Here is a 26,925-nt window from a genome sequence, read left to right on the forward strand (position 1 = left end):
ATGGCACGCACATTTAAGATCTTATCGCCTACGGCTATCCTGGGTTATGGCTTCCCGGAAGAAAGTTTTCGTAAAGCCATGGAAGAGTCACCGGATCTTATTGCTGTTGACGCAGGTTCCTCCGATCCAGGCCCCCACTATCTGGGGGCGGGTAAACCCTTTACCGACCGGGCCGGTGTGAAACGCGATCTGCGCTATATGATCGTGGCAGGCGTGAAGAACAACATCCCGGTAGTGATCGGCACGGCCGGTGGTTCTGGCGCAGCTCCGCATCTGGAGTGGTGTCGCCAGATAATCCATGAGATCGCACAGGAAGAAAAACTGTCCTTCTCAATGGCGTTAATCCCGTCTGATGTCGACAAAGAAATCGTTCATCAGGCGCTGGATAACGGCAAAATCACCGCGCTCGATTTTGTGCCTGAACTGACTCACGATGCAATTGAAGAGAGCACCTACATTGTCGCGCAGATGGGCGTCGAGCCTTTTCAGCGTGCGCTCGAAGCTGGCGCGCAGGTGGTGCTGGGCGGACGTGCCTACGATCCGGCCTGCTTCGCCGCGCTGCCAATAATGCAGGGCTTTGATGAAGGTCTGGCACTTCATTGCGGGAAGATCCTTGAGTGTGCTGCCATTGCTGCCACCCCTGGCTCCGGCTCAGATTGTGCGATGGGGATCATTGATGACAACGGCTTTACGCTGAAGGCGTTCAATCCCAAGCGTAAGTTCACTGAAACTTCCGCTGCGGCGCACACCCTGTATGAGAAGTCCGATCCGTACTTCCTGCCAGGACCAGGCGGCGTGCTGAACCTGAAAGCGTGCACCTTTACCCAGGTTAACGAGGGCGAAGTGTATGTCAGTGGTTCACGTCATGAAGAAACACCGTATGCGTTGAAACTGGAAGGCGCGCGTCAGGTTGGCTTCCGTTGCCTGACCATCGCCGGAACGCGCGACCCAATTATGATTGCCGGGATTGACACCATTCTCGAAGAGGTACAGGCAAGCGTGGCGCGTAACCTCTCACTGAATGACGACAGTATCCGCATGACGTTCCACCTGTATGGTAAGAACGGTGTGATGGGCAACCATGAACCGATGAAAACCGCCGGTCATGAGCTGGGGATTTTACTGGATGTCGTTGCGCCGACGCAGGATATCGCCAACAGCGTTTGCTCGCTGGTACGCTCTACCCTGCTGCACTACGGCTATGAAAATCGCATTGCGACTGCGGGCAACCTCGCCTTCCCGTTCTCGCCATCTGATATTCAAAGTGGACCGGTGTATGAGTTCTCGATCTATCACCTGATTGAAGCGAGCGATGCGCTGCGATTTGATTTTCACATTGAACAGGTGACGCCAGAAGGAGTTCAGGCATGAAACACTCAATTTGTTCACTGGCGCAGGTTATTCGCTCCAAAAACGCCGGACCGTACGAACTGGTTTTAGATATTTTATTTAAAACCAGGGAAGACTATCAGCGGGTAAAAGCCTGCGAGCAATTGACGCCGCAGCTTATTGCCAGTTTATATAATGTTGAACCTGATTTTATTCACAATATCGTGTGGTTCGATCCGGCGAATGCCGTAAAAATCGTCATGCCGCGCGATATTATTTCCGGCAACGTCGGTGACAATGATGTTTATGGTGCGCAGCAACACGCTCCATTATTAAGTATTGAGTTCGACTTGTAACAAAAAACACAATAACAACCATTGGAGCACAGAATTCAGCGGTATCACAGTGCTTCGAATTATTCATGCGGTTGGTCACAACAGGCGTGCGTCTGAGCTGCTGTCCAGGCTCAGGCGCACGCCACCCTACACAATTCCAATTACCAGCCTTTATCCGATGGAGTACACATGAAGAAAATAAGTTTAACGAAGATGATCATATTAGGCCTGATACTCGGCATGATTGCCGGGGTGGCCATAAATAATATGGCCGCGGCTGAAACCGCAAAATCCTATGCAGCAGATATTTCTATTTTTACCACTATATTCTTACGCATGGTAAAAATGATTATCGCGCCATTGGTTATTTCAACTCTGGTTGTTGGTATTGCCAAAATGGGCGATGCCAAAACGCTGGGACGTATATTTTCGAAAACCTTCTTCCTGTTTATTTGCGCCTCTCTGGTGTCAATTGCACTGGGTCTGGTTATCGTTAACATCTTCCAGCCAGGCGCGGGGATCAACTTCGTGCCACATGACGTCGGGGCTGTTGCCGCCGTTAAGTCAGAGCCATTCACGCTGAAAGTGTTTATCTCGCACGCGGTACCGACCAGTATTGTCGATGCGATGGCGCGTAACGAAATTCTGCAGATCGTGGTGTTCTCAATTTTCCTCGGTTGCAGCCTGGCCGCGATTGGTGAAAAAGCCGAGCCTATCGTGAAGGTTCTGGATTCACTGGTACACGTGATGCTGAAGCTGACGGGCTACGTCATGCTGTTTGCACCATTGACCGTTTTTGCCGCTATTTCTGGTCTGATTGCCGAACGTGGTCTGGGTGTAATGGTCAGCGCCGGGATCTTCATGGGTGAATTCTATCTGACCCTGGGTATGCTGTGGGCAATCCTGATTGGCCTGTCAACCATGATAGTCGGGCCTTGCATCGCGCGTTTGACCAAATCAATCCTCGAGCCTGCACTGCTGGCCTTTACTACCTCCAGCTCAGAAGCCGCCTTCCCTGGCACCCTGGACAAGCTGGAAAAATTCGGCGTTTCTTCAAAAATCGCCAGCTTCGTTCTGCCTATCGGTTACTCCTTTAACCTGGTCGGCTCCATGGCGTACTGCTCATTTGCCACCGTCTTTATTGCTCAGGCGTGCAACATTGAGCTGAGCATGGGCGAGCAAATTACCATGCTGTTAATCCTGATGCTGACCTCTAAAGGGATGGCGGGCGTACCGCGTGCATCAATGGTGGTTATCGCCGCAACCCTGAACCAGTTCAACATTCCTGAAGCTGGTCTGATCCTGTTGATGGGCGTCGATCCGTTCCTCGATATGGGTCGTTCTGCTACCAACGTCATGAGTAACGCAATGGGTGCTGCCATTGTAGGTCGCTGGGAAGGTGAACACTTCGGCCAGGGTTGTCGTGGCACTGCACCAGTGAAGACCCCGGAACAGGAACGTCCGGTTACCGAAACAGAAGTCGCGTTGTCCTGATACGACGTTATTGCCGGATGAAGCTTGCGCTTATCCGGCCTGCATAACGTTTAACTATCCGTTGGCCGGATAAGGCGGTAAGCCGCCATCCGGCACCATGATGAGCACACCAACAGGATTGCACCATGACTAAAACTCTTCTCGGCGTGAGTATTTTTTCCTTCAGCGTTTTGTTTAGCGCAACGACTCTCGCGCAAACCACGCCGGATTACGCAAAGCTTATCGACCAGGCACATCAAAAATATAAAAGTAACCACGATGGAAAAGTCGCCGACTACATCCCTGCCCTGGCGACCTACAGCCCGAATAACTTTGCCATCACCATTGCCACGGTGGACGGCAAGATCTACCAGGTTGGCGATGTTAACAAACCCTTCCCCATGGAATCCCTGAGCAAAATCTTCACCATGGCGCTCGCCATGGAACAGCACGGCCCTCAGGTGGTGCTAGATAAACTCGGGGCCAATGCCACCGGCATGCCCTTCAACTCCGGTTTAGCGGTTGAGCTGACCAAAGGCGCGCCTGAGAACCCGCTGGTAAACGCCGGGGCGATGAGCACCGTTAGCCTGATTGAAGCCAAAGACAAAACCGATCGCTGGAACAAAATCCTCGACAACCTGAACGTCTGGGCCGACGCCACGCTCACGGTTAATGAGCCGGTCTTTAAATCCGAGATGGAAACCAACCAGCACAATCAGGCGCTGGCGAAGCTGATGGAATCCTATAACAGCTTCTATGGCAATACCGACGAAGCTGTCGAAATTTATACCCGTCAGTGCTCGGTGGATATCACCGTTGAGCAACTGGCCAAAATGGGGGCAGTACTGGCGAACAAAGGCAAATCTCCATTCAACGGCAAGCAGTTGCTGAATGAAAAATATGTTCCGCAGGTGCTGGCAGAAATGGCGATTGCCGGACTATACGACGGCAGCGGTAAATGGCTCTACACCGTGGGTATCCCGGCAAAAAGCGGCGTCGGCGGCGGCATGGTCGCCGTTGTCCCGGGCGAATATGCGATTGCCGTCTATTCTCCGCCGCTGGATGAAGCCGGTAACAGCGTTCGCGCCCAGAAAACGATCGAATATGTCGCCGAAGCGACAAAAGCCAATGTCTTTTTAGCGCATTAAGCAATTACGGATGGCGTGAGCGCCATCCGACATATTAACTAAAAGGTGAGATGTAAACATGTCTAAACCATTTGTCTGGCAGGAACTCTTTGTTCAGAGTAAAGATAATACCGAATATGAATTACTGAGTAACCAGCACGTTGCGGTAACGGAGTTAGACGGAGAGGAAGTGATTAAGGTTGCGCCAGAAGCGCTAACCTTATTAGCCCAGCAGGCATTTTATGAGGCTTCATTTTTCCTGCGCGCCGGACATTTAAAACAGATAGCCAGCATTCTGCACGATCCGCAGGCCAGCAGTAACGATAAGTACGTCGCATTGCAACTGCTACGCAATGCTGAGGTTTCGGCCAAAGGCGTCCTGCCCAACTGCCAGGATACCGGGACGGCAACCATTGTGGCCTGCAAAGGACAGCATGTCTGGACCGGCGGCGATGATGCAGAAGCATTAAGCAAAGGCGTGTACACCACCTTCACCGAAAACAACCTGCGTTACTCGCAAAATGCCCCGCTGGACATGTATACCGAGGTCAATACCCAGACTAACCTGCCGGCGCAAATCGACATCAGCGCCACGCCGGGTAACGAATACCGTTTCCTGTTCGTCAACAAAGGCGGCGGCTCTGCTAACAAAGCGGCGCTGTTCCAGGAAACCAAATCTATTCTGCAGCCGGAAAAGCTCACCGCGTTTCTGATCGAAAAAATGAAATCACTGGGTACAGCCGCCTGCCCGCCGTATCACATCGCTTTCGTCGTTGGAGGCTTGTCCGCCGACCAGACGCTGAAAGTTGCTAAACTGGCTTCAACTAAATATTACGATAACCTGCCCACCAGCGGGAACGAATTGGGTCAGGCATTCCGCGATACGGCGCTGGAAGCCGAGCTGCTCAACGCCAGTCGCGAGTTTGGCATCGGCGCGCAGTTTGGCGGCAAATACTTTGCCCACGATATCCGGGTGATCCGCCTGCCACGCCACGGCGGCTCCTGCCCTATCGCCATGGCTCTCTCCTGCTCAGCCGACCGCAACATCAAGGCCAAAATCAACAAACACGGAATCTGGCTGGAAAAACTCGAGCATAATCCGGGCAAATTTATTCCCGATTCACAGCGGGTAGAAAATGGCGCCCAGACCGTACAACTGGATCTGAATCGTCCGTTGCGCAAGATCCTGCAGGATCTCACCACTCTGCCAATTGGGACGCGTTTATCGTTAAACGGCCCGATTGTTGTGGCTCGCGATATCGCGCATGCCAAAATCAAAGAGCGCCTGGATAACGGCGAACCGATGCCAGATTACATGAAAAACCATATCGTCTATTACGCGGGCCCGGCTAAAACCCCCAGTAATCTGGCCTGCGGTTCGCTCGGTCCCACAACCGGCGGGCGCATGGACGGTTACGTCGATGCTTTCCAGGCCGCGGGCGGCAGTCTGATCATGTTGTCGAAAGGCAACCGCAGCGCGCAAGTCACGGATGCGTGTCGCAAACATGGTGGTTTTAACCTTGGCAGCATTGGCGGCGCCGCAGCCTTGTTGGCGCAGCAGTACGTGAAGAGCCTGCACTGCCTTGAATATCCCGAGCTGGGAATGGAAGCGGTGTGGATGATGGAAGTTAAAAATATGCCGGCCTTCGTATTAGTGGATGATAAAGGCAATAACTTCTTTAGCCAGTTTGAGCAGCAGCATCGCTGCGCAACCTGTCCGGCAGGACATTAAGGAGTCACCATGGAAGCGCGAGCCAATAATGACAGACACCGCCAGCGTCAGCAGAAACTGAAAGAACAGGTTGATACCCGCATGGCGGCGGCAACGGAGAAGAAAGGGATCCTGATTGTCTTCACCGGCAACGGTAAAGGAAAATCCACCGCAGCCTTTGGTACGGCAACGCGCGCGGTTGGTCACGGAAAAACCGTTGGCATCGCGCAGTTTATTAAAGGCCAGTGGGATAATGGCGAGTACAACACGCTGCAACCGCTCGGTGTCGAATTTCATATTATGGGCACCGGATTTACCTGGGAAACCCAAAATCGGCAAGCGGATATCGAGGCGGCAACGGTAGTCTGGCAGGAAAGTAAGCGCATGCTGGCTGATCCGCAGTACGATCTGGTGGTGTTGGATGAGCTTACCTACATGCTGGCTTACCACTATCTGGACACCCAGGAGGTTATCAGCGCCATCGAAAATCGCCCTGCGGAACAAAGCGTCATCGTGACCGGGCGCGGATGCCATGCACTGTTACTGGAACTGGCCGATACGGTCAGTGAAATTCGCCCGGTCAAGCACGCGTTTGACCGCGGGATTCAGGCACAGATTGGAATCGACTGGTAGCCGTTCTTTTGCCGGATAACGATGCTAACGCGTCTTATCCGGCCTACCAATCGTTGTAGGCCTGATAAAGCGCAAACCACCATCAGGCAGCCGACACCACGGACTTACTGAGCAACCAGTTACGAAATGTCTGTAAATGCGCAGACTCCGATTTCTCTTCACGCCACGTCATAATGAAACGGTTCCCGGTGCGCATCGGAACATCGCAAGGAATGACCATATCTCCATTGTCCAGATCGTGCTGAATGGCAAAACGAGGAAGCAGCGCAACCCCCAGATTAGAACGAACCGCCGCAATCAACATCGACAACAGATCAAATCTCGGGCCTTTATTTACCAGCGGGCTGCTGACGTTGGACAGCGCAAACCATTCCTGCCAGCCTTTGATTCGCGTACTCTGGTGCAACAGCGGGTATTCGTTCAGCAGTTCGTGGACTGACAGTTTCCGTTCCGGTTCGGCCAGCAAACAGCGGCTGCAAACTGGCAGAATTTCCTCTTCAAACAGGTACTCAACCTCTGACCACGGTGAGTAGAAATCTTCGCGCATAATTGCCGCATCATACTCACGATTAAGAAAATCACCGATATTCGCCAGCGAATGGATGTTCACGATAATATCAGGATTGAGTTTGTTAAACTCGCGCAGGTTGGGGATCAACCAATGCGTACTGAACGTCGGATTTACCGCCAGCTCAATAACCTGTACGGTCGGTTGCCAGGTCATTATTGTGGTCGTATCGCGCTCGAGTTTATTTAACGTTTCTTTAACGATACTTAAATAGTGTTTGCCGGCCGCATTTAAAAAAATACGTTTTTTGGCATGATTAAATAGCGCGGTATTAAGAAAATCCTCCAGTGCATTCACCTGGCGGAAAACAGCACTTTGTGTTAACGCCAACTCTTCAGCTGCCCGGGTATAACTTTCGTGACGCGCAACCACTTCAAAAGTTACCAGCAACTCCGTCTTGGGTATTTTTCCTCTCATAACCTCTTCCATATGCAGCGTACAAAAATAGTTTAATTTATAAAAAATAATTCAAGGCACCCAGATAAGCACCGAGAGTTATATTTTATTTTCTCCATTGATGTCATTGATCCAATCCATGATTTGCTCACACTGATGGCGGATAAATATTAACCAATAATACTCAAGCACAACAATAAACACAATTTAAATAAGGTTAAACCTAAGTAAATAGTGCCAATAAGTTCTTAATAATTTTTCAAGTCTTCTTGTTTATTGCAGAAAAAACTTTGCGAGATTAATCAATATTATCCATGCGCTAATCCTGGATAATTTCACTTTATAACTTACGGGCAAACGACTGCTTTTAATCATTTATTGATGTCGTTTGTGCCATTTTTTGACAGACGTGATAAAGGACACATTGTGAAAACTTTCGGAAAGGTCTGGCTCGTTGGAGCAGGTCCTGGTGATATTTCATTACTGACCCTCAAAGCAATGATGTGCATTAAACAGGCCGACGTCATTATTTACGATCGGCTGGTCAATCCTAAAATTTTGGAATGGGCATTACCTGACTGCCTGCTTATCAATGTCGGCAAAAATCCAGGCTTCCATTGCGTTCCCCAGGGTGAAATCAACGCACTGCTGGTCCAGTATGCCCAAACACACCACAACATTGTGCGCCTCAAAGGTGGCGATCCGTATGTATTTGGCCGTGGGGCTGAAGAAGTTGAGGATCTGGTTGAAATGGGCATCCCTTTTGAAGTTGTACCGGGTATTAGTTCTACGATTGGCGGCCTGACCTATGCCGGTATCCCGGTGACGCATCGCGATTTTGCCTCCGGCTTTCACGTGGTGACTGGCCACACGCGGGAAGGCAATCAGCAGCAGGACTGGCGTCAACTGGCGAAACTTAACGGCACGTTGGTCATCGTCATGGGTATCGCCAATCTGGCGTTTATCTGTGAAGAGCTGTTGATGGGCGGGAAATCAGCAGACACGCCCGCCGCGCTAATTATGTCCGCGACCCGGGAAAATCAACGCCGCCTGACCTGCACGCTCGGTTCATTATTGAGCAAGGCGCAGGAAGCTAATATTGTTCCACCAGCGCTGATTGTAATCGGAGATGTGGTGACCCTGAGCGATCGGCTCTCTTTTATACCTGAAGCCATCACGCTGCCAGACAATCTTTACTGCGAAAGTCTGGCGTGACGAAAAGACTGGGGCGACGTTTGATGCGCCGCCCGGAAAACGCGGCAAAAGTAACTGGTTTGCGCGTATTGCAGTTTCCTGGCAATACTGTCTATGGAATGAACCGGATCGTGTAATAACTCCCCTGCTTTTTGCATTTTTTTCTGACTCACCCAGGTTTTAAAATTAACACCCTGGCGTTTCTTGAAAAACCGGCTGAAATAGTTCGCGCTTAAGCACACATGAGCCGCGACAGATTCCAAAGACAATTCACCATACAAATTCTCGTCAATATAACGCAGCGCCGCCATAAGTTTTTTCTCGTGACGTGAAGGCTCAGTGAAATAATGATGAGCGTATCGGGTTGCCGGAACCTCAATCTTCTCAGAGATCAATTGTTCTTTCTCAAAATTATCAACAATAAAACTTAACAAATTTGCCGACGCCACCAGCACATTATTATCCACCACCGCAGACTGGCCCCACTCAGCTTTAATTTCGGGGTTATTAATCCATGAGTTTTTGTTATCAATAGCGATAGTTTTATATTCCTGATATTTTACCCGCACCTGCCCGCAGATAATAAAACCGTAAAGGTGTCCCTCATGGATTAATGGCATCGAGAACAGGCTTAGCCCTGCATGACAGGTGAGTATTCTGGGTTTAAGCTGTTTTAATGCCTCAAAAGCACAGTACTTGTCGCACTTTTGGCAACCTGCTCGATAGCGCTCATCCGCACGCATTAATGTGCAAAACGAATTAAAATTATGACATTTAGACAACGCTATACCGTTAATATCAACGACGACTGTGGCTAACCCAGTGGCTCGGGAGAAGAGTTCTGCGATAGAGAAAAAACGTTGTAAATAGTCATCCTGGATTTTCAGCGGCACGTTATCCTCCGGCATTAATAATATTAAGGCCGCTAATATGCAAAAATTAGCCTCAGGAAAGAATGATGCTCACCGCAAAAAATAATCTCATTTGTGCAGATGATTATGATCAATTGGCAAGAAAATTATAGCGACCACGATAATACTCTGCAGCACACCGCGACTTCGCTTTCTCAAAGATTAACGAATCTTCACACTCTCTTGTGAAACTCTTTTCGCAACACTCAACACCTAACTTCATTATTTTCAATAAATTACCCGTTTTTAATCTGAATCGATGATGTGCTTATTTGTGATAATCATCATGTGAATGTGAAAGGCCCTCCTGAATAATATGTTCAATTAGCAAACAATCTGAACGGAGTTGATCCATGGCCGTCACCACAGGCGTTATCGCCGACGATTTTACCGGCGCAACGGACATTGCAAGCTTTATGGCGCAGCAGGGGTGGCGCGTCGCGCTTCTGCCCGGTATGCCCGATACCGCGCAATGCTGGAATGAAGAGGTTGACGCTATCGTCATCTCGCTGAAAAGCCGCTCATTACCCGCAGAACAGGCCGTCACCCAATCCCTGTCCTGTGCCCGCTGGCTGAAACAAAATGCAGGTGTCCGCCAGATTTATTTTAAATATTGTTCGACGTTTGACTCCACGCCAACAGGCAATATTGGCCCGGTCAGCGATGCATTGATGAACGACCTGCAGGTTCCGCTGATCGTCCACTGCCCCGCTCTGCCGCAAAACGGACGCACGGTGGTGCATGGTCATCTTTTTGTACACGGTGTACTGCTTAACGAATCCGGAATGGAAAAGCATCCTCTCAATCCAATGAACGATGCCAGCCTGCCGCGCCTGCTGAGCGCGCAAACGCCAGGCGCGGTTGGTTGCATCAACCTCACGACCCTGCGTCAAGGTGTGGAAGCGGTCACTTACGCCCTGGCCCAACTTCAGGCTGAAGGTACGCGTCACGTTATCGTCGATACGCTGGATGAAGCAGATCTCAACACGCTGGCGCAAGCTCTCCATGCCAGCCCTCTGTTAGCCGGGGGCTCCGGGCTCGGCGGCGCGCTGGCCGCCTACAGCGGAGGCCAGCAATCCATGCCGCCGGACTCTTTTCCACTGCCTGCCAAAACGGTGGTGTTCTCCGGTAGCTGTTCGGCAATGAGCAATCGTCAGGTTAATCGCTATAAGGCCGCGGCAGCGTCTCGTTTGCTTGATGTGTCCCGCTGCCTGTCTGATGCCGAACGCTACACCGATGAACTGAGCGCCTGGGCGATGACGCATATCAGCGACCCATTAGCGCCACTGATATACGCCACCCAGCCGCCAGACGTACTCAAACGTATTCAACAGGAGCACGGCGAACAGGTCGCCAGCCAGGCAATCGAACACGCTTTTGCCCGGCTGAGCACAAAGCTACGAACTGCGGGTGTAAACACCTTTATCGTCGCGGGCGGAGAAACCTCCGGCACCGTTGTGGAAGCCTTGCAGGTGAAGCGTCTGTCCGTCGGCAAAGCCATTGCGCCAGGCGTGCCGTGGGTATTTTCCTCCGGTCTGGCGCTGGCGCTGAAGTCAGGCAACTTTGGTGACGACGATTTCTTTTTTACTGCCCAGGAGTACGCATTATGAATTCGGTGAGTGAACACCAACTGCGCGAACTACTCGTCCACTATGGCCGTTCCCTGTTTATGCGCGGTTACAGCAGCGGCGGTTCCGGCAATCTTAGCGTCAAAATGCCGGATGGCGGCTATCTGGTGACCCCGACCAACTCTTGTCTGGGCGAGCTTGATCCTGCCACGCTAAGTCGGCTGGATGCCAACGGCGTTCATCTTAGCGGCGACAAACCCTCAAAAGAGGTGCCCATGCATCTGGCGTGGTATCGACATCGGCCATCCTGCGGCGCGGTCGTGCACCTGCATTCTCCATGGCTGACCGCGCTCTCCTGCCTGCCGTGCACCACGCCGAAAAACTGCCTGCCGCCGTTAACGCCGTACTATGTGATGCGCGTCGGGCAGTTACCGCTGCTGCCCTATTTCAAGCCTGGCCATGAAGGCATTGCCAGCGCACTGAGTGAAATCGCGGCAGACCATACGGCCGCGCTGCTGGCCAATCACGGGCCGGTAGTAAGCGGTCGCTCGCTGCGTGAGGCGGTGTTTAACGCTGAAGAACTGGAAGACAGCGCCCGCATCTGGCTTACGTTAAAACCGCTTGGCTATGTTCCGCTCTCAGAAGAAGCGGTGGCCGAACTTGAACATTCCCGGCAAGCGTGAGGTGACATAATGATCCCCGAGCAACGACGTGATTTTATCTACCGCTACGTGCACGAAAAAAATGCCGCCTCATTTAATGAACTGGCAGATTTGATGAGCGTATCGCATATGACCGTGCGTCGCGACATCCAGTTGCTGGAAGAAGAAGGCAAAGTTATCGCCATTAACGGCGGAGTGAAGCTCAATAACCTGCTGAAATCCGAGCTGCCATGGCGGGAAAAAGCCGAGTTGAATCATGACGTGAAACGTAAAATGGGCCAGCTCGCCGCCATGCTCATTGAGCCCGGACAAACGCTGTATCTGGATGCCGGAACGTCGTTGTTTGAAGTGGCGAAAGCGGTCGCCGCCAGCCATTGTTTCAATCTGACGGTAGTAACCAACGATTTTTCCATCAGCCACTATCTGATGGATATGCCGCACATCACGCTCTATCACACCGGTGGTCTGGTGGATCAGCGTAACCGCTCATGCCTTGGAAAAAGCGCCGCCAGTTTTCTGCGCACCATTAATATTGACGTGGCGTTTCTGAGCTCCTCATCGTGGGATACCGAACGCGGCATGTCGACGCCGAGCGAAGGGAAAGCCTCGGTTAAAGAAGCGGTACTCACCGTTTCCCGGCGTCGGGTGCTGGTCTGCGACAGCAGTAAGTTTGGCAAATACGGCATGTTCCATATCTGTGGGCTGGAACAGTTAACCGACATTATTTCTGATAACCGGTTACCGGAAAACGCCCAGCAAACTCTTGCCAGCCAGGGCGTTAAGCTGCATCTGGTTGATAACCGGGAGGGTGCGCGCCATGCTGAAGTTAGCGGCTAACCTCGACTGGTTGTTTACAGATTTACCAATAGCGGCGCGATTTGCGGCGGCGCAGGCGGCTGGTTTTCGCGGCGTTGAAGGGCTATTTCTCTGGCAGCACCCGCTGGCGCATTTGCACGCTGCACAGCGGGAAACATCCCTGCCGGTGGTGCTGATGAACGCACCGGCAGGTAACTGGGCACAAGGTGAGCGGGGACTGGCCGCGCAGCCCGGTCGAGACCCGGAATTTCACCATAGCCTCAACGTGGCGCGTGATTACGCCACGGCGCTGGGCTGTCGTCGGGTTCACGTTATGGCCGGTTCGCGCTGCGACGATCTGACGCTTCACGCTCAGCGCACTCTCCTGACCAACCGGCTGCGTATCGCCTGCGATATGATGGCTGAAGCGGAAATCGATGTGCTGATTGAACCGTTAAATTCTCAGGATATGCCCGGTTATTTTATTGACAGCTTTCCGTTGGCCGAATCTATTATTCAAGAGGTTGGCAAGAAAAATATCGGTTTACAGTTTGATATTTACCACTGTCAGAAAATTCATGGCAATGTGGCAAAAAATATTGAACGCTACTTCACCTTAATTAAACATTTTCAAATTGCTTCTGTCCCCTATCGCCATGAACCGGGAACAGGTGAATTAAATGAAACATGGCTATTCGATTTTATTAGAAAAATGAATTACCAGGGCTGGATTGGCTGTGAATATCAACCATCAACATCAGGGCCCGACTCATTAAACTGGATAACGCCTTACCTATAATTTAAATATCTCTGTACCGGAGGAAAATATGTCGGATACTGTTATTATTTCGCTGGCACCCGTTGCCGCGGATTGCCCCAGAGTTATACCCGCAGAACTGGCGCAGGAAATACTCGCCAGCGTAGAGCATGGCGCGTCCATCGTGCATTTACATGTTCGCGATAAACAGGGTCGCCTGACGCCGGATACCACCGATTTTCAGGCGACCATTGATAGCGTCATGCGCCATTCAGACCTGATTATTCAGGCGTCTACCGGCGGCGTCTCTTCAATGTCCATCGCCGAACGCTGCGCGCCACTCTCCTGCCCCGGCGTAGAGATGGCTTCGCTGAACGTCGGTTCCGTCAACCTCGGAGATGCGGTGTACTTTAATCCCGGTCCGGACGTGGAATATTGCTCCCGGCAAATAGTAGAGCGCAATATTATTCCAGAATTTGAAGTTTTTGAAATTGGCATGATTAATAACATCCTGAACCTTGAAGATAAAATAAAATTCCAAAAACCCATGCTCTTTAATATCGTCCTCGGCCATCGCGGCAGTACGCCAGCAACCATTGACGCTTTAATTGCTCTGCGTAGCATGATCCCGCGTGATGCCTTATGGGGTATTACTCATTTTGGCAGAAAGAACTTCGATATTATTGCCGCCGCCGTCGGCATGGGGGCCAGTGAAGTACGAATCGGCTTTGAGGATAGCTATTATTTAAGCGCTGAAGAAAAAGCACAGCATAATTACCAGCAGGTTGCCAAACTCGCCACGCTCATTCGCAGCATGGATAAAAAAGTCGCCACGCCAGAAATTGCGCGGCACATGTTATCTATTCCATCCCGGCAGCAATAACAACAGCAAGGACATTTCAACATGACTATGACCACTGTTATTCACAAAACCGGACTCGGCATCAGCGTTGCGGGCGCGGCGCTGGCGATTATCGGCGCGCTAATCCAGTCCGCGGCGCTCTGGCAGCCAGGGCTGGTGATGTTCACCGCAGGATTCGCCGCCGGTGCAGGCTACTGGCCGGGTCTACGCAGCTATCAGTTTACGCTATGGATCATCGCCGGGTTTGTCGCCGCCATGACCTGGTCAACGGATCTGATCGTCTGGGGCGGTTTCAATATCACCCATAAATGGATCGTGTTCCTCGTCATTCAGGCCACCATGTTTAGCATGGGCACTAAGCTAACGATCCAGGATTTTATTGACGTCGCCAAAATGCCGTGGGCGGTGTTTATTGGCACCTTCTGCCACTTCGTCATCATGCCTCTGCTCGGCCTGAGCATTACGCTTATCTTTAACTTTCCGCCTGAGGTGGCGGTCGGGATTCTGCTGATTGGCGCCTGCCCAAGCGGACTCTCCTCTACCGTCATGGTCTATATCGCGAACGCCAACCTGGCGCTGGCGGTCTCGATCGCTGCAGTCTCAACGCTGGCGGCGACGGTGATGACGCCGCTGTGGGTCAATCTGCTGGCGGGGTCGATGATCGATATCCAGCTCACCGCAATGGTAATGGATGTGGTGAAAATCGTATTGATCCCCATCGGCGCGGCAATTCTGCATGACTATCTGAAAACCTATGCGGGCGTGCGCGGACGCCGTGTCGTCCAGATGCTGGCCGGGATCGGCGCTCTTTGGCTGCTGTATATGATTGCTGGCGGCTGGGACGCGCTGTTTGGTCACGCCAGCGCCGACGCGCAAATGTACGCAGTGGTGCTCAACTTCGTGGCAGGCGGTCTCGTCTGGGCATTGTTCTACAACTGGCTGTATGGCCGCGTGGCGGGCGTGAAGAAAATCATGCCGACCATCTCAATGATGGGGATCATTTTCTTTACGACCACCGCAGCCGCAGCCGGGCGCGAGAACCTGGTGCAGGTCGGCTTCCTGCTCTGCTTCGCCATGTTGATGCATAACCTCGGCGGCTTCCTGATTGGCTATCTGATGAGCCGCTGGATCTTCCGCATGGACGTACAGTCTGCCCGCACCGTAGCCTTTGAAGTCGGCCTGCAAAACGGCGGCATGGCGTCCGGGCTTGCCGCAGCGATGGGCAAACTGGCAACGGTTGGCCTGGCCTCGGCGGTGATGACTCCGCTTGGCAACGTCAGCGGCTCGCTGCTCGCGAACTACTGGCGCAAGAAAGACGCCAAACAGGCGCAGGCCGCCGCAGCCAAAGATCCCGTTCAACCCGCTTGCGAAAATCTGTCAAAAGGATAATCACGATGACAACTCTCACTCTGGGGCATGCCCTGCGCGCCGTGGCCTCTGCGCTCGACCTTGCCGAAACATGTTACGCAAAACGCCCGTTAAGCGTGGCCGTATGCGATGCCAATGGCGAACTACTCAGCTTTGCGCGGATGGATAACGCCAAACTGTTAACCATCGAGTTAACCCAGCGCAAAGCACGCACCAGTAGCCGCCTGGGCTGTACCACGCAGGCATTTTTACAGCGACTGCAGAAAGAGCAACTGGATATTGGTTATTTTGCCGACCCGCTGTTTACGGCGCTGCCGGGCGGGATCCCGATTCTGCACCAAGGAAAATGCCTTGGGGCCGTCGCGGTAGGCGGTTTATCCGCGCAGGAAGATCATGATGCGGCGCTGGCCGTCGCGGAAACGTTACTTAAGGAGATTGCCCAATGAAAAAGGTCGCCATGCTGCATACCAGTGCCGCCACGCTTACGATGATGCAACAGCTGATTGCCGACATCATGCCGGATGTTGAAGTCATGCACCTGGTGGAAGAATCCATGATCAAGCAGGTAATGAAGGCCCAGGGCGTGACGCCCAATATTGCCGCCCGCATCGCCGATTATGTACATATTGCCGAAAAGGCGGACTGCGATATCTTTATTACCGCCTGCTCCTCAATTGGTACTGCGGTGGAGCAATGCCAGTTTATGACCCCACTGCAGCTCGCGCGCATTGACTGCGCAATGGTGGAAGAGGCGATTGAAAAAGGTGAGCGGATCGCCGTACTGGCGACCGTGGCAACCACGCTGAAGCCAACGCTGGATTACGTACAGCGCAAAGTGCAGCAGAGCGGTAAATCGCGAACCATCACGCCTATATTAATGGAGGAGGCATTCCACGCGCTGCTGGCGGGAGATATGGATACCCATGACCGTATCGTCAGTGAAGGGTTACAGAGCGCCTTTACCCAGGCGGATGTTGTGATGCTGGCGCAGGCCTCGATGGCGCGCGTTTTACAGCAGCTCCCTTCCCCGCCGGTGCCGGTAATGACCTCGCCGGAAAGCGGAATTCGCTGGTTGAAAACACTGGCTGAAAGCTGAATTACAGGCCAAAAAAAGGCCATCATCAGATGGCCAACCATGTCGAAACGGGACCAGCCCTTGACTATGCAGAGAGTCAGGGCTGTTTTTTTTCTTACTTAATCACTGTTTTCAACGCTTCGCCGATATCGGCCAGGCTACGAACGGTTTTCACGCCAGCGGCTTCCAGCGCAGCGAATTTCTCATCCGCCGTACCTTTACCACCTGCGATGATCGCACCAGCATGCCCCATACGTTTACCTTTCGGCGCAGTCACACCCGCGATGTAACCCACAACCGGCTTGGTCACATGATCTTTAATGTACGCCGCCGCTTCTTCTTCCGCGCTACCGCCGATCTCACCGATCATGACGATCGCTTCGGTCTGCGGATCTTCCTGGAACAGCTTCAGGATATCGATGAAGTTAGAGCCTGGGATCGGGTCGCCGCCGATACCCACACAGGTAGACTGACCAAAACCGTAGTCGGTGGTCTGCTTAACCGCTTCATAGGTCAGCGTACCGGAACGAGAAACGATACCGACTTTACCAGGCTTGTGAATATGGCCCGGCATGATGCCGATTTTACATTCGCCTGGGGTGATAACACCTGGGCAGTTCGGGCCGATCATGCGTACGCCAGCTTCATCCAGTTTCACTTTCACGGTCAGCATATCCAGCGTTGGGATACCTTCAGTGATGGTGATGATAAGCTTGATGCCTGCATCGATAGCTTCCAGGATGGAGTCTTTGCAGAACGGAGCCGGAACGTAGATAACGGTGGCGGTTGCGCCGGTCGCTTCTACCGCTTCACGTACGGTGTTGAACACCGGCAGACCCAGATGCGTGGTGCCGCCTTTGCCCGGCGTAACACCGCCGACCATTTGCGTACCGTAAGCAATCGCTTGTTCAGAGTGGAATGTCCCCTGGCTACCGGTGAAGCCCTGGCAGATAACCTTGGTATCTTTATTAATTAAAACTGACATTATTTCCCCTCCACTGCGGCAACAACCTGCTGAGCTGCATCCGTCAGACTTTTCGCTGCAATAATATTCAGGCCGCTATCAGCCAATTTTTTCGCGCCGAGTTCAGCGTTGTTACCTTCAAGACGTACCACGACCGGAACGTTAACGCCCACTTCTGCTACCGCGCCGATGATACCGTCCGCGATCAGGTCGCAGCGTACGATACCGCCGAAGATGTTAACCAGTACGGCTTTAACATTGTCGTCGGAGAGGATAATTTTGAACGCTTCGGTTACACGCTCTTTGGTCGCACCGCCGCCAACGTCGAGGAAGTTAGCCGGTTCGCCGCCGTGCAGTTTAACGATGTCCATGGTGCCCATTGCCAGGCCCGCGCCGTTAACCATACAACCGATGTTGCCGTCCAGAGCGACGTAGTTCAGTTCCCACTGTGCGGCCTGTGCTTCACGCGGATCTTCCTGAGACTGATCGCGCATTTCACGCAGGTCAGCCTGGCGGAACAGCGCGTTGCCGTCAGCGCCCAGTTTGCCGTCGAGGCAGATCAGATCACCCTGCTTGGTCACCACCAGCGGGTTGATTTCGATCAGCGCCAGATCGCGCTCAAGGAAGATAGTCGCCAGACCCATGAAGATCTTGGTGAACTGCTGAACCTGTTTTCCTTCCAGACCCAGTTTGAACGCCAGTTCACGACCCTGATAAGGCATCGGACCGGCCAGCGGATCGAGCGCTACTTTGTGGATCAGGTGCGGCGTTTCTTCCGCCACTTTTTCAATTTCCACGCCGCCTTCGGTAGAGGCCATGAAGACCACGCGACGGGAACTACGGTCAACAACTGCGCCGAGGTAAAGTTCTTTACCAATGTCGGTCGCTGCTTCAACCAGAATCTGATTTACCGGTTGACCATGGGCGTCTGTCTGGTAAGTGACCAGACGTTTACCCAGCCAGTGTTCAGCAAAAGCGCGAATGTCTTCTTTGCTGTTCACAACCTTCACACCGCCCGCTTTACCACGGCCACCAGCGTGAACCTGACATTTCACTACCCACGGGCCTGCGCCGATTTTAGATGCAGCTTCTTCAGCTTCACGCGGAGTAGTACAGGCATAACCCACCGGTGCCGGTAAGCCATAGCGGGCAAAAAGTTGTTTTGCCTGATATTCATGTAAGTTCATGTGTTCTGTCCATCCTTCAGGTAATCGTTATCTTTTACCCGTAGGCCTGATAAGCCTCCAGACCTACGGGGCAGGTGATACTCTTATTTACTACACGTCCAGCAGCAGACGCGTCGGATCTTCCAGCAACTCTTTAATGGTTACCAGGAAGCCTACTGACTCACGACCATCGATCAAACGGTGGTCATAAGACAGCGCCAGATACATCATCGGCAGGATTTCAACCTTGCCGTCTACGGCCATCGGACGATCTTTGATGGCATGCATACCCAGGATGGCGCTCTGCGGTGGGTTGATGATCGGGGTAGACATCAGGGAACCGAACACGCCACCGTTAGTGATGGTGAAGTTACCGCCCGTCAGATCGTCGACCGTCAGCTTGCCGTCGCGACCTTTAACTGCCAGTTCTTTAATATTTTTCTCAATGTCAGCCATGCCCAGCAGATCCACATCACGCAGGACCGGCGTGACCAGGCCACGCGGCGTGGAGACCGCCATGCTGACATCAAAGTAGTTGTGGTACACCACGTCATCGCCGTCGATGGACGCGTTCACTTCCGGATAGCGTTTCAGCGCTTCAACAACCGCTTTCACGTAGAAAGACATAAAGCCCAGACGGATACCGTGACGTTTCTCGAACGCGTCACCGTACTGCTTACGCAGATCCATGATTGGCTTCATGTTGACTTCGTTGAACGTGGTCAGCATGGCGGTGGAGTTTTTCGCTTCCAGCAGACGCTCAGCTACGCGTTTGCGCAGACGGGTCATCGGAACACGTTTTTCGCCACGAGCGCCCAACTGAGCCTGTGGCGCAGGCGCGGCGGCCGGCGCTTTGGCTTCTGCTTTCGCAGCCGGTGCTTTGGCCAGATGCTTTTCAACATCTTCACGCGTGATACGACCACCGACGCCGGTGCCATTGATGGCGCTGGCTTCGAGATTATGCTCACCCAGCAGGCGACGGATCGCCGGGCTCAGGGCATCGTTGTTCTGTTCAGCAAGAGACGCCTGCTGGCGTTGTGCCGGAGTAGAATCTTTCTCTTCAGACTTGGCGCTGGTCTCTTTGCCAGAGCTGTTGCCTTCACGCAGGCGACCGAGGATCTGGCGAGAAGTGACGGTTGTCCCTTCATCTTCCAGAACCGCATCAAGAATACCGTCCGCTGATGCCGGTACTTCCAGTACCACTTTGTCAGTTTCGATTTCTACCAGTACTTCATCACGACGTACTGCATCGCCCGGTTTTTTGTGCCAGGTTGCAACCGTTGCATCCGCTACGGATTCAGGCAGGTCGGGAACAAGAATATCTACGCTACTCATTATTTATCCTTTATTTAATCGACGTTCAGCGCGTCATTAACCAGATCTTGTTGCTGCTTCTGGTGAACGGACATATATCCTACTGCCGGAGAGGCAGAGGCCGGGCGACCTGCATAACGCAGAGCTGACCCAAATGGAATTACTTCACGGAAATGATGCTGGCTGCAGTACCATGCGCCCTGGTTGAGCGGCTCTTCCTGGCACCAGACAAAATCATGTACATGAGCAAACGGTTTCAGCGCTTCCTGCACCGCTTTATGCGGGAATGGATAGAGCTGTTCGATACGCACAATGGCGACATCTTTTTGGTCGTTCTTGCGGCGTTGCTCCAACAGGTCGTAATAAACCTTACCAGAACACATCATGACACGCTTCACGCCTTTAGGATCAAGTTCATCTACTTCGCCAATGGCTGGCAGGAAGGTACCATTTGCCAGTTCGTCCAGCGTGGACACCGCCAGCGGATGACGCAGCAGCGACTTCGGTGACATCACTACCAGCGGACGACGCATTCCGCGCAGCGCCTGACGACGCAGCATGTGGTAAACCTGTGCCGGGGTAGACGGGACGCAAACCTGCATGTTTTGCTCAGCGCAAAGTTGCAGATAACGTTCCAGACGCGCGGAAGAGTGCTCCGGACCCTGACCTTCATAGCCGTGTGGCAGCAGCATAACCAGACCGCACATACGGCCCCATTTCTGCTCGCCGGAAGAGATGAACTGGTCGATAACCACCTGCGCACCGTTGGCGAAGTCACCGAACTGCGCTTCCCAGATAGTCAAGGTGCGCGGTTCTGCCGTGGCATAACCGTACTCGAATGCCAGCACCGCTTCTTCAGACAGCACGGAGTCCCATACGCGGAACGTGCCCTGCCCGTTATGCACATGCTGCAGCGGAGTGTACGTTGAACCATTCGCCTGGTTATGAATCACCGCATGACGGTGGAAGAAGGTTCCACGGCCAGAGTCTTCACCCGACAGACGTACCGGAATGCCTTCATCAACCAGCGTGGCGTAAGCCAGATTCTCTGCGCCACCCCAGTCGAACAGCTTCTCGCCTGCGGCCATGGCCTGACGGTCGCCGTAAATTTTGGCAACACGCGACTGCATTTCCACCGCTTCAGGCACGGTGCTGATGCGTTTTGCCAGCTCCTGCAAACGCTTCATCTCAACTTTGTTCGGGTAGTTTTCATCCCATTCGTGGTTGAGGTACGGAGACCAGGTGAAGGAGTGCATATTCATTGGACGCCACTCTTTCACCACGCATTCGCCTGCGTCCAGCGCGTCACGATACAGATTGACCATTTCGGTCGCATCTTCCAGCGTAGCGACGTTGTCCGCTTCCAGCTTGTCAGCGTAGATTTTGCGCGGAGTTGGATGCTTTTTGATTTTCTGATACATCAGCGGCTGGGTTGCGCTTGGCTCGTCGGCTTCGTTGTGGCCGTGACGGCGGTAGCACACCAGATCGATGAAGACATCGCGTTTAAAGGTATTACGGAAATCCAGTGCCAGACGCGTTACGAAAGCGACCGCTTCCGGGTCATCCGCGTTCACGTGGAAAATCGGCGCCTGAACCATCTTACCGATGTCGGTGCAGTACGGTGTAGAACGTGCATCTAGCGGGTTAGAGGTGGTGAAGCCCACCTGGTTGTTGATAACGATGCGAACGGTACCGCCCACTTCGTAACCACGCGCTTTCGACATGTTCAGGGTTTCCTGAACCACGCCTTGCCCGGTTACTGCCGCATCACCATGAATGGTGATTGGCAGCACTTTATTGCTGCTCGGCTCGTCCAGACGATCCAAGCGTGCACGTACGGAACCGATAACCACCGGGCTAACGATTTCCAGGTGCGACGGGTTAAACGCCAGCGCCAGATGCACCAGACCGCCTTCGGTTTCGATATCCGATGAGAAGCCCATGTGGTACTTCACGTCACCGGTGCCGAGGTGTTCTTTATGTTTGCCCGCAAATTCGTCGAATAGATCCTGCGGCTTTTTACCCAGCACGTTAACCAGGACGTTCAGACGACCACGGTGCGCCATACCCAGTACCACTTCACGGGTACCGCTGTTACCGGCGTGGCGGATCATCTCTTTGAGCATTGGGATTAACGCATCACCGCCTTCCAGCGAGAAGCGTTTCGCGCCCGGGAATTTTGCACCCAGGTAGCGTTCCAGACCTTCCGCTGCGGTCAGTTCGCTGAGGAAGCGTTTCTTCTCTTCACTACTGAACGCAGTACGACCAGACTCGATACGCTGCTGAAGCCAGCGTTTTTCTTCGGTGCTGGTGATGTGCATATACTCGGCGCCAATCGGGCCGCAGTAGGTTTGTTTCAGCGCGACAACCAGGTCGCTCAGCTTCATCGTGTCTTTGCCACCGGCAAAAGAACCCACGTTAAAGCTTTCCTGGAAATCCGCATCGGTCAGATCGTGGAAGGAGGGATCCAGATCGGCCACATTTTCTTGCTGCCACAGTCCCAGCGGATCGAGATTCGCATGCTGATGACCGCGGAAACGATAGGCGTTAATGAGCTGCAGGACTTTAACCTGCTTCACATTGGCATCAGGGTCGGAAATAGAAGAAGAGTAACGTGGGGTAATCAACGCCTGTCGACGGAAATAATCACGTGTTTTTGAGTGGAGTTGATCCGGTTTGACTCCGGTACCAGGTAACTGCTGGAACGTCGAACGCCAGTTAGCATCTACCGAGTCAGGGTCGGTTAAGAAGTCTTCATAGAGCTGTTCTATCCAGCTCTGGTTAGAACCAGAGAGGTAAGAAGAGTCCAACCAGGCTTTCAAAGCGCTGTTCTGCATCGTGATCCCTTAAGCATTTGTATGCTTATTTCGCCGTGGATACTACCACGCACACCGATGTGCGTGCCGGGGTTCACTTGTTGCGGACTGTCGTGTCATCTGCGTCCGCTAAGGAACCTTTAAAAACTGTCTAATAATCGTCGTCGTTCAGGCTGCGATTATTGCTATCAATGTGGCAGTTTTTAGAGGTTTCCCTGCACGGCCGGGGAATCTCTTCCCCGGCAACTACAACTACTTATGCACTACGTTTGAGCAGCATCGACTTAATATGACCGATGGCGCGCGTCGGGTTCAGCCCTTTAGGACATACGCTGACGCAGTTCATGATGCTATGACAGCGGAAAACGCTGAAAGCGTCACTTAAACCTTCCAGACGGCTGTCGGTCTCGGTATCGCGGCTATCAATTAAGAAGCGATACGCGGCTAACAGGCCTGCCGGGCCAATAAACTTGTCCGGGTTCCACCAGAATGATGGGCAGGACGTTGAGCAGCATGCACACAAAATACATTCATACAGCCCATCGAGCTTCTCACGCTGCTCTGGCATTTGTAAATGCTCACGAGCCGGAGGATTTTTCCCATTATTCAACAAGTAAGGCTTAATCTTCTCATACTGTGCGTAGAATTGTCCCATGTCTACCACCAAATCGCGCACAACCGGTAAACCTGGCAGCGGGCGAATGACAATTTTCTTGCCCGGCTGATTCAGCGCAGAAATAGGTGTGATACAGGCCAGTCCATTTTTGCCGTTCATGTTCAGACCGTCGGAGCCGCAGACCCCTTCGCGGCAGGAGCGACGAAACGACAGCGACGGATCTTTTTCTTTCAGCTGCATCAACGCATCCAGCAGCATCATGTCGCGCCCTTCTTCCGCCTCCAGGGTGTAATCCTGCATGCGCGGAGCGTCATCAACATCCGGGTTATAGCGATAAACTGAAAACTCGAGTTTCATTGTCCTGTCTCCGCATTAATAAGTACGAATCTTCGGCGGGAATGCCGGGCGCAGCTTCGGTTCCATATTGACTTGACGTCGTGTCATGGATTCCGACTCTGGCAGGTACAGGGAATGGCACAGCCAGTTTTCGTCATCACGTTCCGGGAAGTCGAAGCGGCTATGCGCGCCACGGCTTTCGGTACGGAAGTTTGCAGATACTGCAGTGGCGTACGCGGTCTCCATCAGGTTATCCAGCTCCAGACACTCAACGCGCTGGGTGTTGAACTCGCTGGAGGTATCGTCCAGACGGGCATTTTTCAGGCGTTCGCGAATCGCTTTCAGCTCTTCCAGGCCCTTCGCCATCGCATCGCCTTCGCGGAATACCGAGAAGTTATGCTGCATACATTCCTGCAGCGCTTTACGAATTGCCACCGGATCTTCACCGTTACGGTTACCGTTCCAGCGATTCAGACGCGCCAGAGAAGCGTCGATTTCATCTTCGGTTGCATCCAGCAGGTCACCCTGCTCTGCGATAGATTCCTGCAGATGCAGACCCACAGCACGACCAAATACCACCAGGTCAAGCAGTGAGTTGCCGCCCAAACGGTTAGCACCGTGAACCGATACGCAGGCGATTTCACCGACGGCAAACAGCCCTGGGATCACCACATCTTCGCCCTGCTCATTCACGGTCAGCGCCTGGCCGGTGACTTTGGTCGGAATACCGCCCATCATATAGTGGCAGGTTGGAATAACCGGGATCGGCTCTTTCACCGGGTCAACGTGAGCAAAGGTACGGGACAGTTCGAGAATACCCGGCAGACGGGACTCCAGAACTTCTTTACCCAGGTGGTCGAGTTTCAGTTTGGCGTGCGGCCCCCACGGACCGTCGCAGCCGCGACCTTCGCGGATTTCGATCATGATGGAACGCGCCACCACGTCACGACCCGCCAGGTCTTTCGCATTCGGGGCATAACGCTCCATGAAGCGCTCACCGTGTTTGTTCAGCAGGTAGCCACCTTCACCACGACAGCCTTCTGTTACCAAAACACCCGCGCCAGCGATACCGGTTGGGTGGAACTGCCACATCTCCATATCCTGCACCGGCACGCCAGCGCGGATAGCCATACCGACGCCGTCACCGGTGTTGATGTGGGCGTTGGTGGTGGACTGATAAATACGGCCAGCACCGCCGGTCGCCAGCACGGTTGCGCGAGCTTTGAAGTAAACGACTTCACCGGTTTCGATACACAGCGCGGTACAACCAACAATCGCGCCATCGGCATTTTTCACCAGATCCAGCGCATACCATTCGGAGAAGATGGTGGTATGGTTTTTCAGGTTCTGCTGATACAGCGTGTGCAACAGCGCATGGCCGGTACGGTCTGCCGCTGCCGCGGTACGTGCCGCCTGCTCGCCGCCGAAATTCTTCGACTGGCCGCCAAACGGACGTTGATAAATTGTGCCATTATCGAGGCGAGAGAACGGCAGCCCCATGTGGTCCAGCTCCAGAATCGCTTCCGGACCGGTTTTACACATATATTCAATAGCGTCCTGGTCACCAATGTAGTCCGACCCTTTGACGGTGTCGTACATGTGCCATTCCCAGTTATCTTCATGGGTATTACCGAGCGCAACGGTGATGCCACCTTGCGCAGATACGGTATGGGAACGGGTTGGGAACACTTTGGAGAGCAGCGCACAGGTCTGACCGCTCTGGGAAATTTGCAGCGCCGCGCGCATACCTGCGCCGCCGGCACCAATCACAACAGCATCAAATTCTCTGACTGGCAGTTTCATTACACACCCCACACCACAACAAATCCATAAATGACGTAAACCACCAGCGCAACGACGATAGCCAGTTGCAGAATCAGGCGCACGGCCAGCGGTTTAACGTAGTCGGTCAACACCTGCCACATGCCGATCCAGGCATGAATCAAGATGGAGAAAAGAGCCAGCAGGGTGAAGACTTTGGTGAATGCCGATGAGAAGAAACCGGTCCAGACTTCAAACGTCAGTTCGCCGCTGGTGGCGAAGAAGCCGACCATATAGATGATGTATAACGTCAGAACGATAGCGGTAGCACGGACCAGAATGAAGTCATGTACGCCGTTGCGTCCTAATGCGGAGGCGTTGCTTACCATACGAGGACTCCTGCGAGAAGTGAAAGCACGACAATGATAACGAAACAAATTTTGGCGGAACGTGTCCCTGCTTCGAGGGTTTCTTCGATATAGCCAAAATCCATCAACAGATGGCGAATGCCCATTACGGCGTGATATGCCAGCGCAATCAGGATCCCCCACAGAATTAACTCCACAAAGAAGTTATTCATAATGGATGACGCCGCGAGGAAACCTTCAGGGGAGGAAAGGCTGGTACCCAATAACCACAACAGAATCCCGACCGCCACGAAGGTGATCACTCCGGATACGCGATGGAGAATGGACGCTATCGCCGTGATTGGGAACCGGATCGTTTGTAGATCCAGATTGACAGGTCTTTGTTTTTTCACATTTCTTATCATGAATAACGCCCACATGCTGTTCTTATTATTCCCTTTGGACTTCGGGTACAGAAGATGAAGACACCTGTAGCCTGAAAGACGACGGGATTTCCTTCCTCCGGTCTGCGTGCGGGTCAGACAGCGTCCTTACTATAACTACGCGTCATATAAAACACTGCTTCCAGATGCTAAAACGACACGTTACAACGCTGGTTGGCTCGGGATTGCAGGGTATTCCGGAGACCTGGCGGCAGTATAGGACGTTCACAAAATCATTACAATTAACCTACATATAGTTTGTCGGGTTTTATCCCGAACAGTGACATAGGTCACGATAACAACATTATTTTAATTTTTAACCATCTAATTTGACAATCATTAAACAAAGTTGTTACAAACGACACCAGAAAAAGCATATAATGCGTAAAAGTTATGGG

24 protein-coding genes and 1 pseudogene are annotated in these 26,925 nt (G+C 52.8%); 15 read left to right on the top strand and 10 right to left on the bottom strand.

Annotated elements, in window-relative coordinates; genetic code table 11:
* The 6 genes and pseudogenes from HV302_RS17005 to cobO all read left to right on the top strand — a co-directional run bounded on the left by HV302_RS17005 (position 1) and on the right by cobO (position 6,608).
* Positions 1–1,371, top strand: coding sequence for an acyclic terpene utilization AtuA family protein (locus HV302_RS17005; RefSeq protein ID WP_016156013.1), 1,371 nt, complete (start codon positions 1–3; stop codon positions 1,369–1,371).
* Positions 1,368–1,685: a DUF4387 domain-containing protein gene (locus tag HV302_RS17010; RefSeq protein WP_016152303.1), complete on the top strand. Its 318-nt coding sequence runs from the start codon at positions 1,368–1,370 to the stop codon at positions 1,683–1,685. Before HV302_RS17005 ends, HV302_RS17010 begins: the two co-directional genes overlap by 4 nt.
* Positions 1,686–1,853: 168 nt before the next feature.
* Positions 1,854–3,135 (top strand): annotated as a pseudogene (locus HV302_RS17015) (dicarboxylate/amino acid:cation symporter); the annotation flags it as partial.
* Positions 3,136–3,283: 148 nt separating this feature from the next.
* Positions 3,284–4,285 (top strand): glutaminase A, encoded by a 1,002-nt coding sequence (gene glsA, locus HV302_RS17020; RefSeq protein ID WP_181626324.1) that lies wholly within the window; start codon positions 3,284–3,286, stop codon positions 4,283–4,285.
* 58 nt (positions 4,286–4,343) lie between these two features.
* Entirely contained in the window at positions 4,344–5,996 is a 1,653-nt protein-coding gene (locus HV302_RS17025; RefSeq protein ID WP_181626325.1) for a class I fumarate hydratase, read from the top strand.
* A gap of 9 nt (positions 5,997–6,005) precedes the next feature.
* Entirely contained in the window at positions 6,006–6,608 is a 603-nt protein-coding gene (cobO, locus tag HV302_RS17030) for a cob(I)yrinic acid a,c-diamide adenosyltransferase (RefSeq protein WP_181626326.1), read from the top strand.
* 82 nt (positions 6,609–6,690) lie between these two features.
* Here the strand turns inward: cobO and HV302_RS17035 are convergent, their stop codons facing one another.
* On the bottom strand, positions 6,691–7,593 hold the full coding sequence (locus HV302_RS17035) for a LysR substrate-binding domain-containing protein (protein WP_047359471.1): 903 nt from the start codon (positions 7,591–7,593) through the stop codon (positions 6,691–6,693).
* 405 nt (positions 7,594–7,998) lie between these two features.
* Here HV302_RS17035 and cobA point away from each other — a divergent pair, with 405 nt between their 5' ends.
* The gene (gene cobA / locus HV302_RS17040) at positions 7,999–8,787 is read left to right on the top strand and encodes a uroporphyrinogen-III C-methyltransferase (RefSeq protein WP_181626327.1); all 789 of its coding nucleotides are present in this window, start codon (positions 7,999–8,001) and stop codon (positions 8,785–8,787) included.
* On the opposite strand, the gene HV302_RS17045 is transcribed toward cobA, so the two are convergent.
* Complete coding sequence (locus tag HV302_RS17045; protein ID WP_181626328.1) at positions 8,766–9,659, bottom strand: PocR ligand-binding domain-containing protein; 894 nt, start codon at positions 9,657–9,659, stop codon at positions 8,766–8,768. The genes cobA and HV302_RS17045 overlap by 22 nt on opposite strands.
* Before the next feature lie 371 nt (positions 9,660–10,030).
* On the opposite strand from HV302_RS17045, the gene otnK reads away from it, so the two are divergent.
* The 8 genes from otnK to HV302_RS17085 are packed head-to-tail and all read left to right on the top strand — an operon-like array spanning position 10,031 to position 16,785.
* The gene (gene otnK / locus HV302_RS17050) at positions 10,031–11,287 is read left to right on the top strand and encodes a 3-oxo-tetronate kinase (protein WP_181626329.1); all 1,257 of its coding nucleotides are present in this window, start codon (positions 10,031–10,033) and stop codon (positions 11,285–11,287) included.
* Positions 11,284–11,928, top strand: a complete 645-nt coding sequence (otnC, locus tag HV302_RS17055) for a 3-oxo-tetronate 4-phosphate decarboxylase (protein WP_016152294.1) — start codon at positions 11,284–11,286, stop codon at positions 11,926–11,928. The genes otnK and otnC overlap by 4 nt, the downstream gene beginning before the upstream one ends.
* Positions 11,929–11,937: 9 nt before the next feature.
* Complete coding sequence (locus tag HV302_RS17060; RefSeq protein ID WP_046274719.1) at positions 11,938–12,744, top strand: DeoR/GlpR family DNA-binding transcription regulator; 807 nt, start codon at positions 11,938–11,940, stop codon at positions 12,742–12,744.
* Positions 12,725–13,501: a hydroxypyruvate isomerase family protein gene (locus HV302_RS17065; protein ID WP_016156007.1), complete on the top strand. Its 777-nt coding sequence runs from the start codon at positions 12,725–12,727 to the stop codon at positions 13,499–13,501. The genes HV302_RS17060 and HV302_RS17065 overlap by 20 nt, the downstream gene beginning before the upstream one ends.
* Positions 13,502–13,529: 28 nt before the next feature.
* Positions 13,530–14,342, top strand: coding sequence for a 3-keto-5-aminohexanoate cleavage protein (locus tag HV302_RS17070; protein ID WP_049269273.1), 813 nt, complete (start codon positions 13,530–13,532; stop codon positions 14,340–14,342).
* A 21-nt stretch (positions 14,343–14,363) separates the two neighbouring features.
* Positions 14,364–15,710, top strand: coding sequence for a bile acid:sodium symporter family protein (locus HV302_RS17075; protein ID WP_053388609.1), 1,347 nt, complete (start codon positions 14,364–14,366; stop codon positions 15,708–15,710).
* A gap of 5 nt (positions 15,711–15,715) precedes the next feature.
* Complete coding sequence (locus tag HV302_RS17080; RefSeq protein WP_016152289.1) at positions 15,716–16,135, top strand: GlcG/HbpS family heme-binding protein; 420 nt, start codon at positions 15,716–15,718, stop codon at positions 16,133–16,135.
* The gene (locus tag HV302_RS17085) at positions 16,132–16,785 is read left to right on the top strand and encodes an aspartate/glutamate racemase family protein (RefSeq protein ID WP_046274716.1); all 654 of its coding nucleotides are present in this window, start codon (positions 16,132–16,134) and stop codon (positions 16,783–16,785) included. Before HV302_RS17080 ends, HV302_RS17085 begins: the two co-directional genes overlap by 4 nt.
* A 94-nt stretch (positions 16,786–16,879) precedes the next feature.
* On the opposite strand, the gene sucD is transcribed toward HV302_RS17085, so the two are convergent.
* The 8 genes from sucD to sdhC all read right to left on the bottom strand — a co-directional run bounded on the left by sucD (position 16,880) and on the right by sdhC (position 26,524).
* A complete protein-coding gene (gene sucD / locus HV302_RS17090; protein ID WP_003022929.1) occupies positions 16,880–17,749 on the bottom strand; it encodes a succinate--CoA ligase subunit alpha in 870 nt (289 codons plus the stop codon).
* Positions 17,749–18,915, bottom strand: coding sequence for an ADP-forming succinate--CoA ligase subunit beta (gene sucC / locus HV302_RS17095; protein ID WP_003022927.1), 1,167 nt, complete (start codon positions 18,913–18,915; stop codon positions 17,749–17,751). The genes sucD and sucC overlap by 1 nt, the downstream gene beginning before the upstream one ends.
* 90 nt (positions 18,916–19,005) lie before the next feature.
* On the bottom strand, positions 19,006–20,229 hold the full coding sequence (gene odhB / locus HV302_RS17100; protein ID WP_016156001.1) for a 2-oxoglutarate dehydrogenase complex dihydrolipoyllysine-residue succinyltransferase: 1,224 nt from the start codon (positions 20,227–20,229) through the stop codon (positions 19,006–19,008).
* A gap of 14 nt (positions 20,230–20,243) precedes the next feature.
* A complete protein-coding gene (sucA, locus tag HV302_RS17105; RefSeq protein ID WP_181626330.1) occupies positions 20,244–23,045 on the bottom strand; it encodes a 2-oxoglutarate dehydrogenase E1 component in 2,802 nt (933 codons plus the stop codon).
* 235 nt (positions 23,046–23,280) lie between these two features.
* Positions 23,281–23,997, bottom strand: a complete 717-nt coding sequence (gene sdhB / locus HV302_RS17110) for a succinate dehydrogenase iron-sulfur subunit SdhB (RefSeq protein ID WP_003022921.1) — start codon at positions 23,995–23,997, stop codon at positions 23,281–23,283.
* Positions 23,998–24,012: 15 nt separating this feature from the next.
* Positions 24,013–25,779, bottom strand: a complete 1,767-nt coding sequence (gene sdhA, locus HV302_RS17115) for a succinate dehydrogenase flavoprotein subunit (RefSeq protein WP_003022919.1) — start codon at positions 25,777–25,779, stop codon at positions 24,013–24,015.
* Positions 25,779–26,126: a succinate dehydrogenase membrane anchor subunit gene (gene sdhD, locus HV302_RS17120; RefSeq protein WP_005122550.1), complete on the bottom strand. Its 348-nt coding sequence runs from the start codon at positions 26,124–26,126 to the stop codon at positions 25,779–25,781. Before sdhD ends, sdhA begins: the two co-directional genes overlap by 1 nt.
* Complete coding sequence (gene sdhC, locus HV302_RS17125; protein WP_016152282.1) at positions 26,120–26,524, bottom strand: succinate dehydrogenase cytochrome b556 subunit; 405 nt, start codon at positions 26,522–26,524, stop codon at positions 26,120–26,122. Before sdhC ends, sdhD begins: the two co-directional genes overlap by 7 nt.
* Positions 26,525–26,925: the final 401 nt, after the last annotated feature.

The sequence above is a fragment of the Citrobacter sp. RHBSTW-00859 genome (genome assembly GCF_013729795.1).
Classification (GTDB): Bacteria; Pseudomonadota; Gammaproteobacteria; order Enterobacterales; family Enterobacteriaceae; genus Citrobacter; species Citrobacter braakii.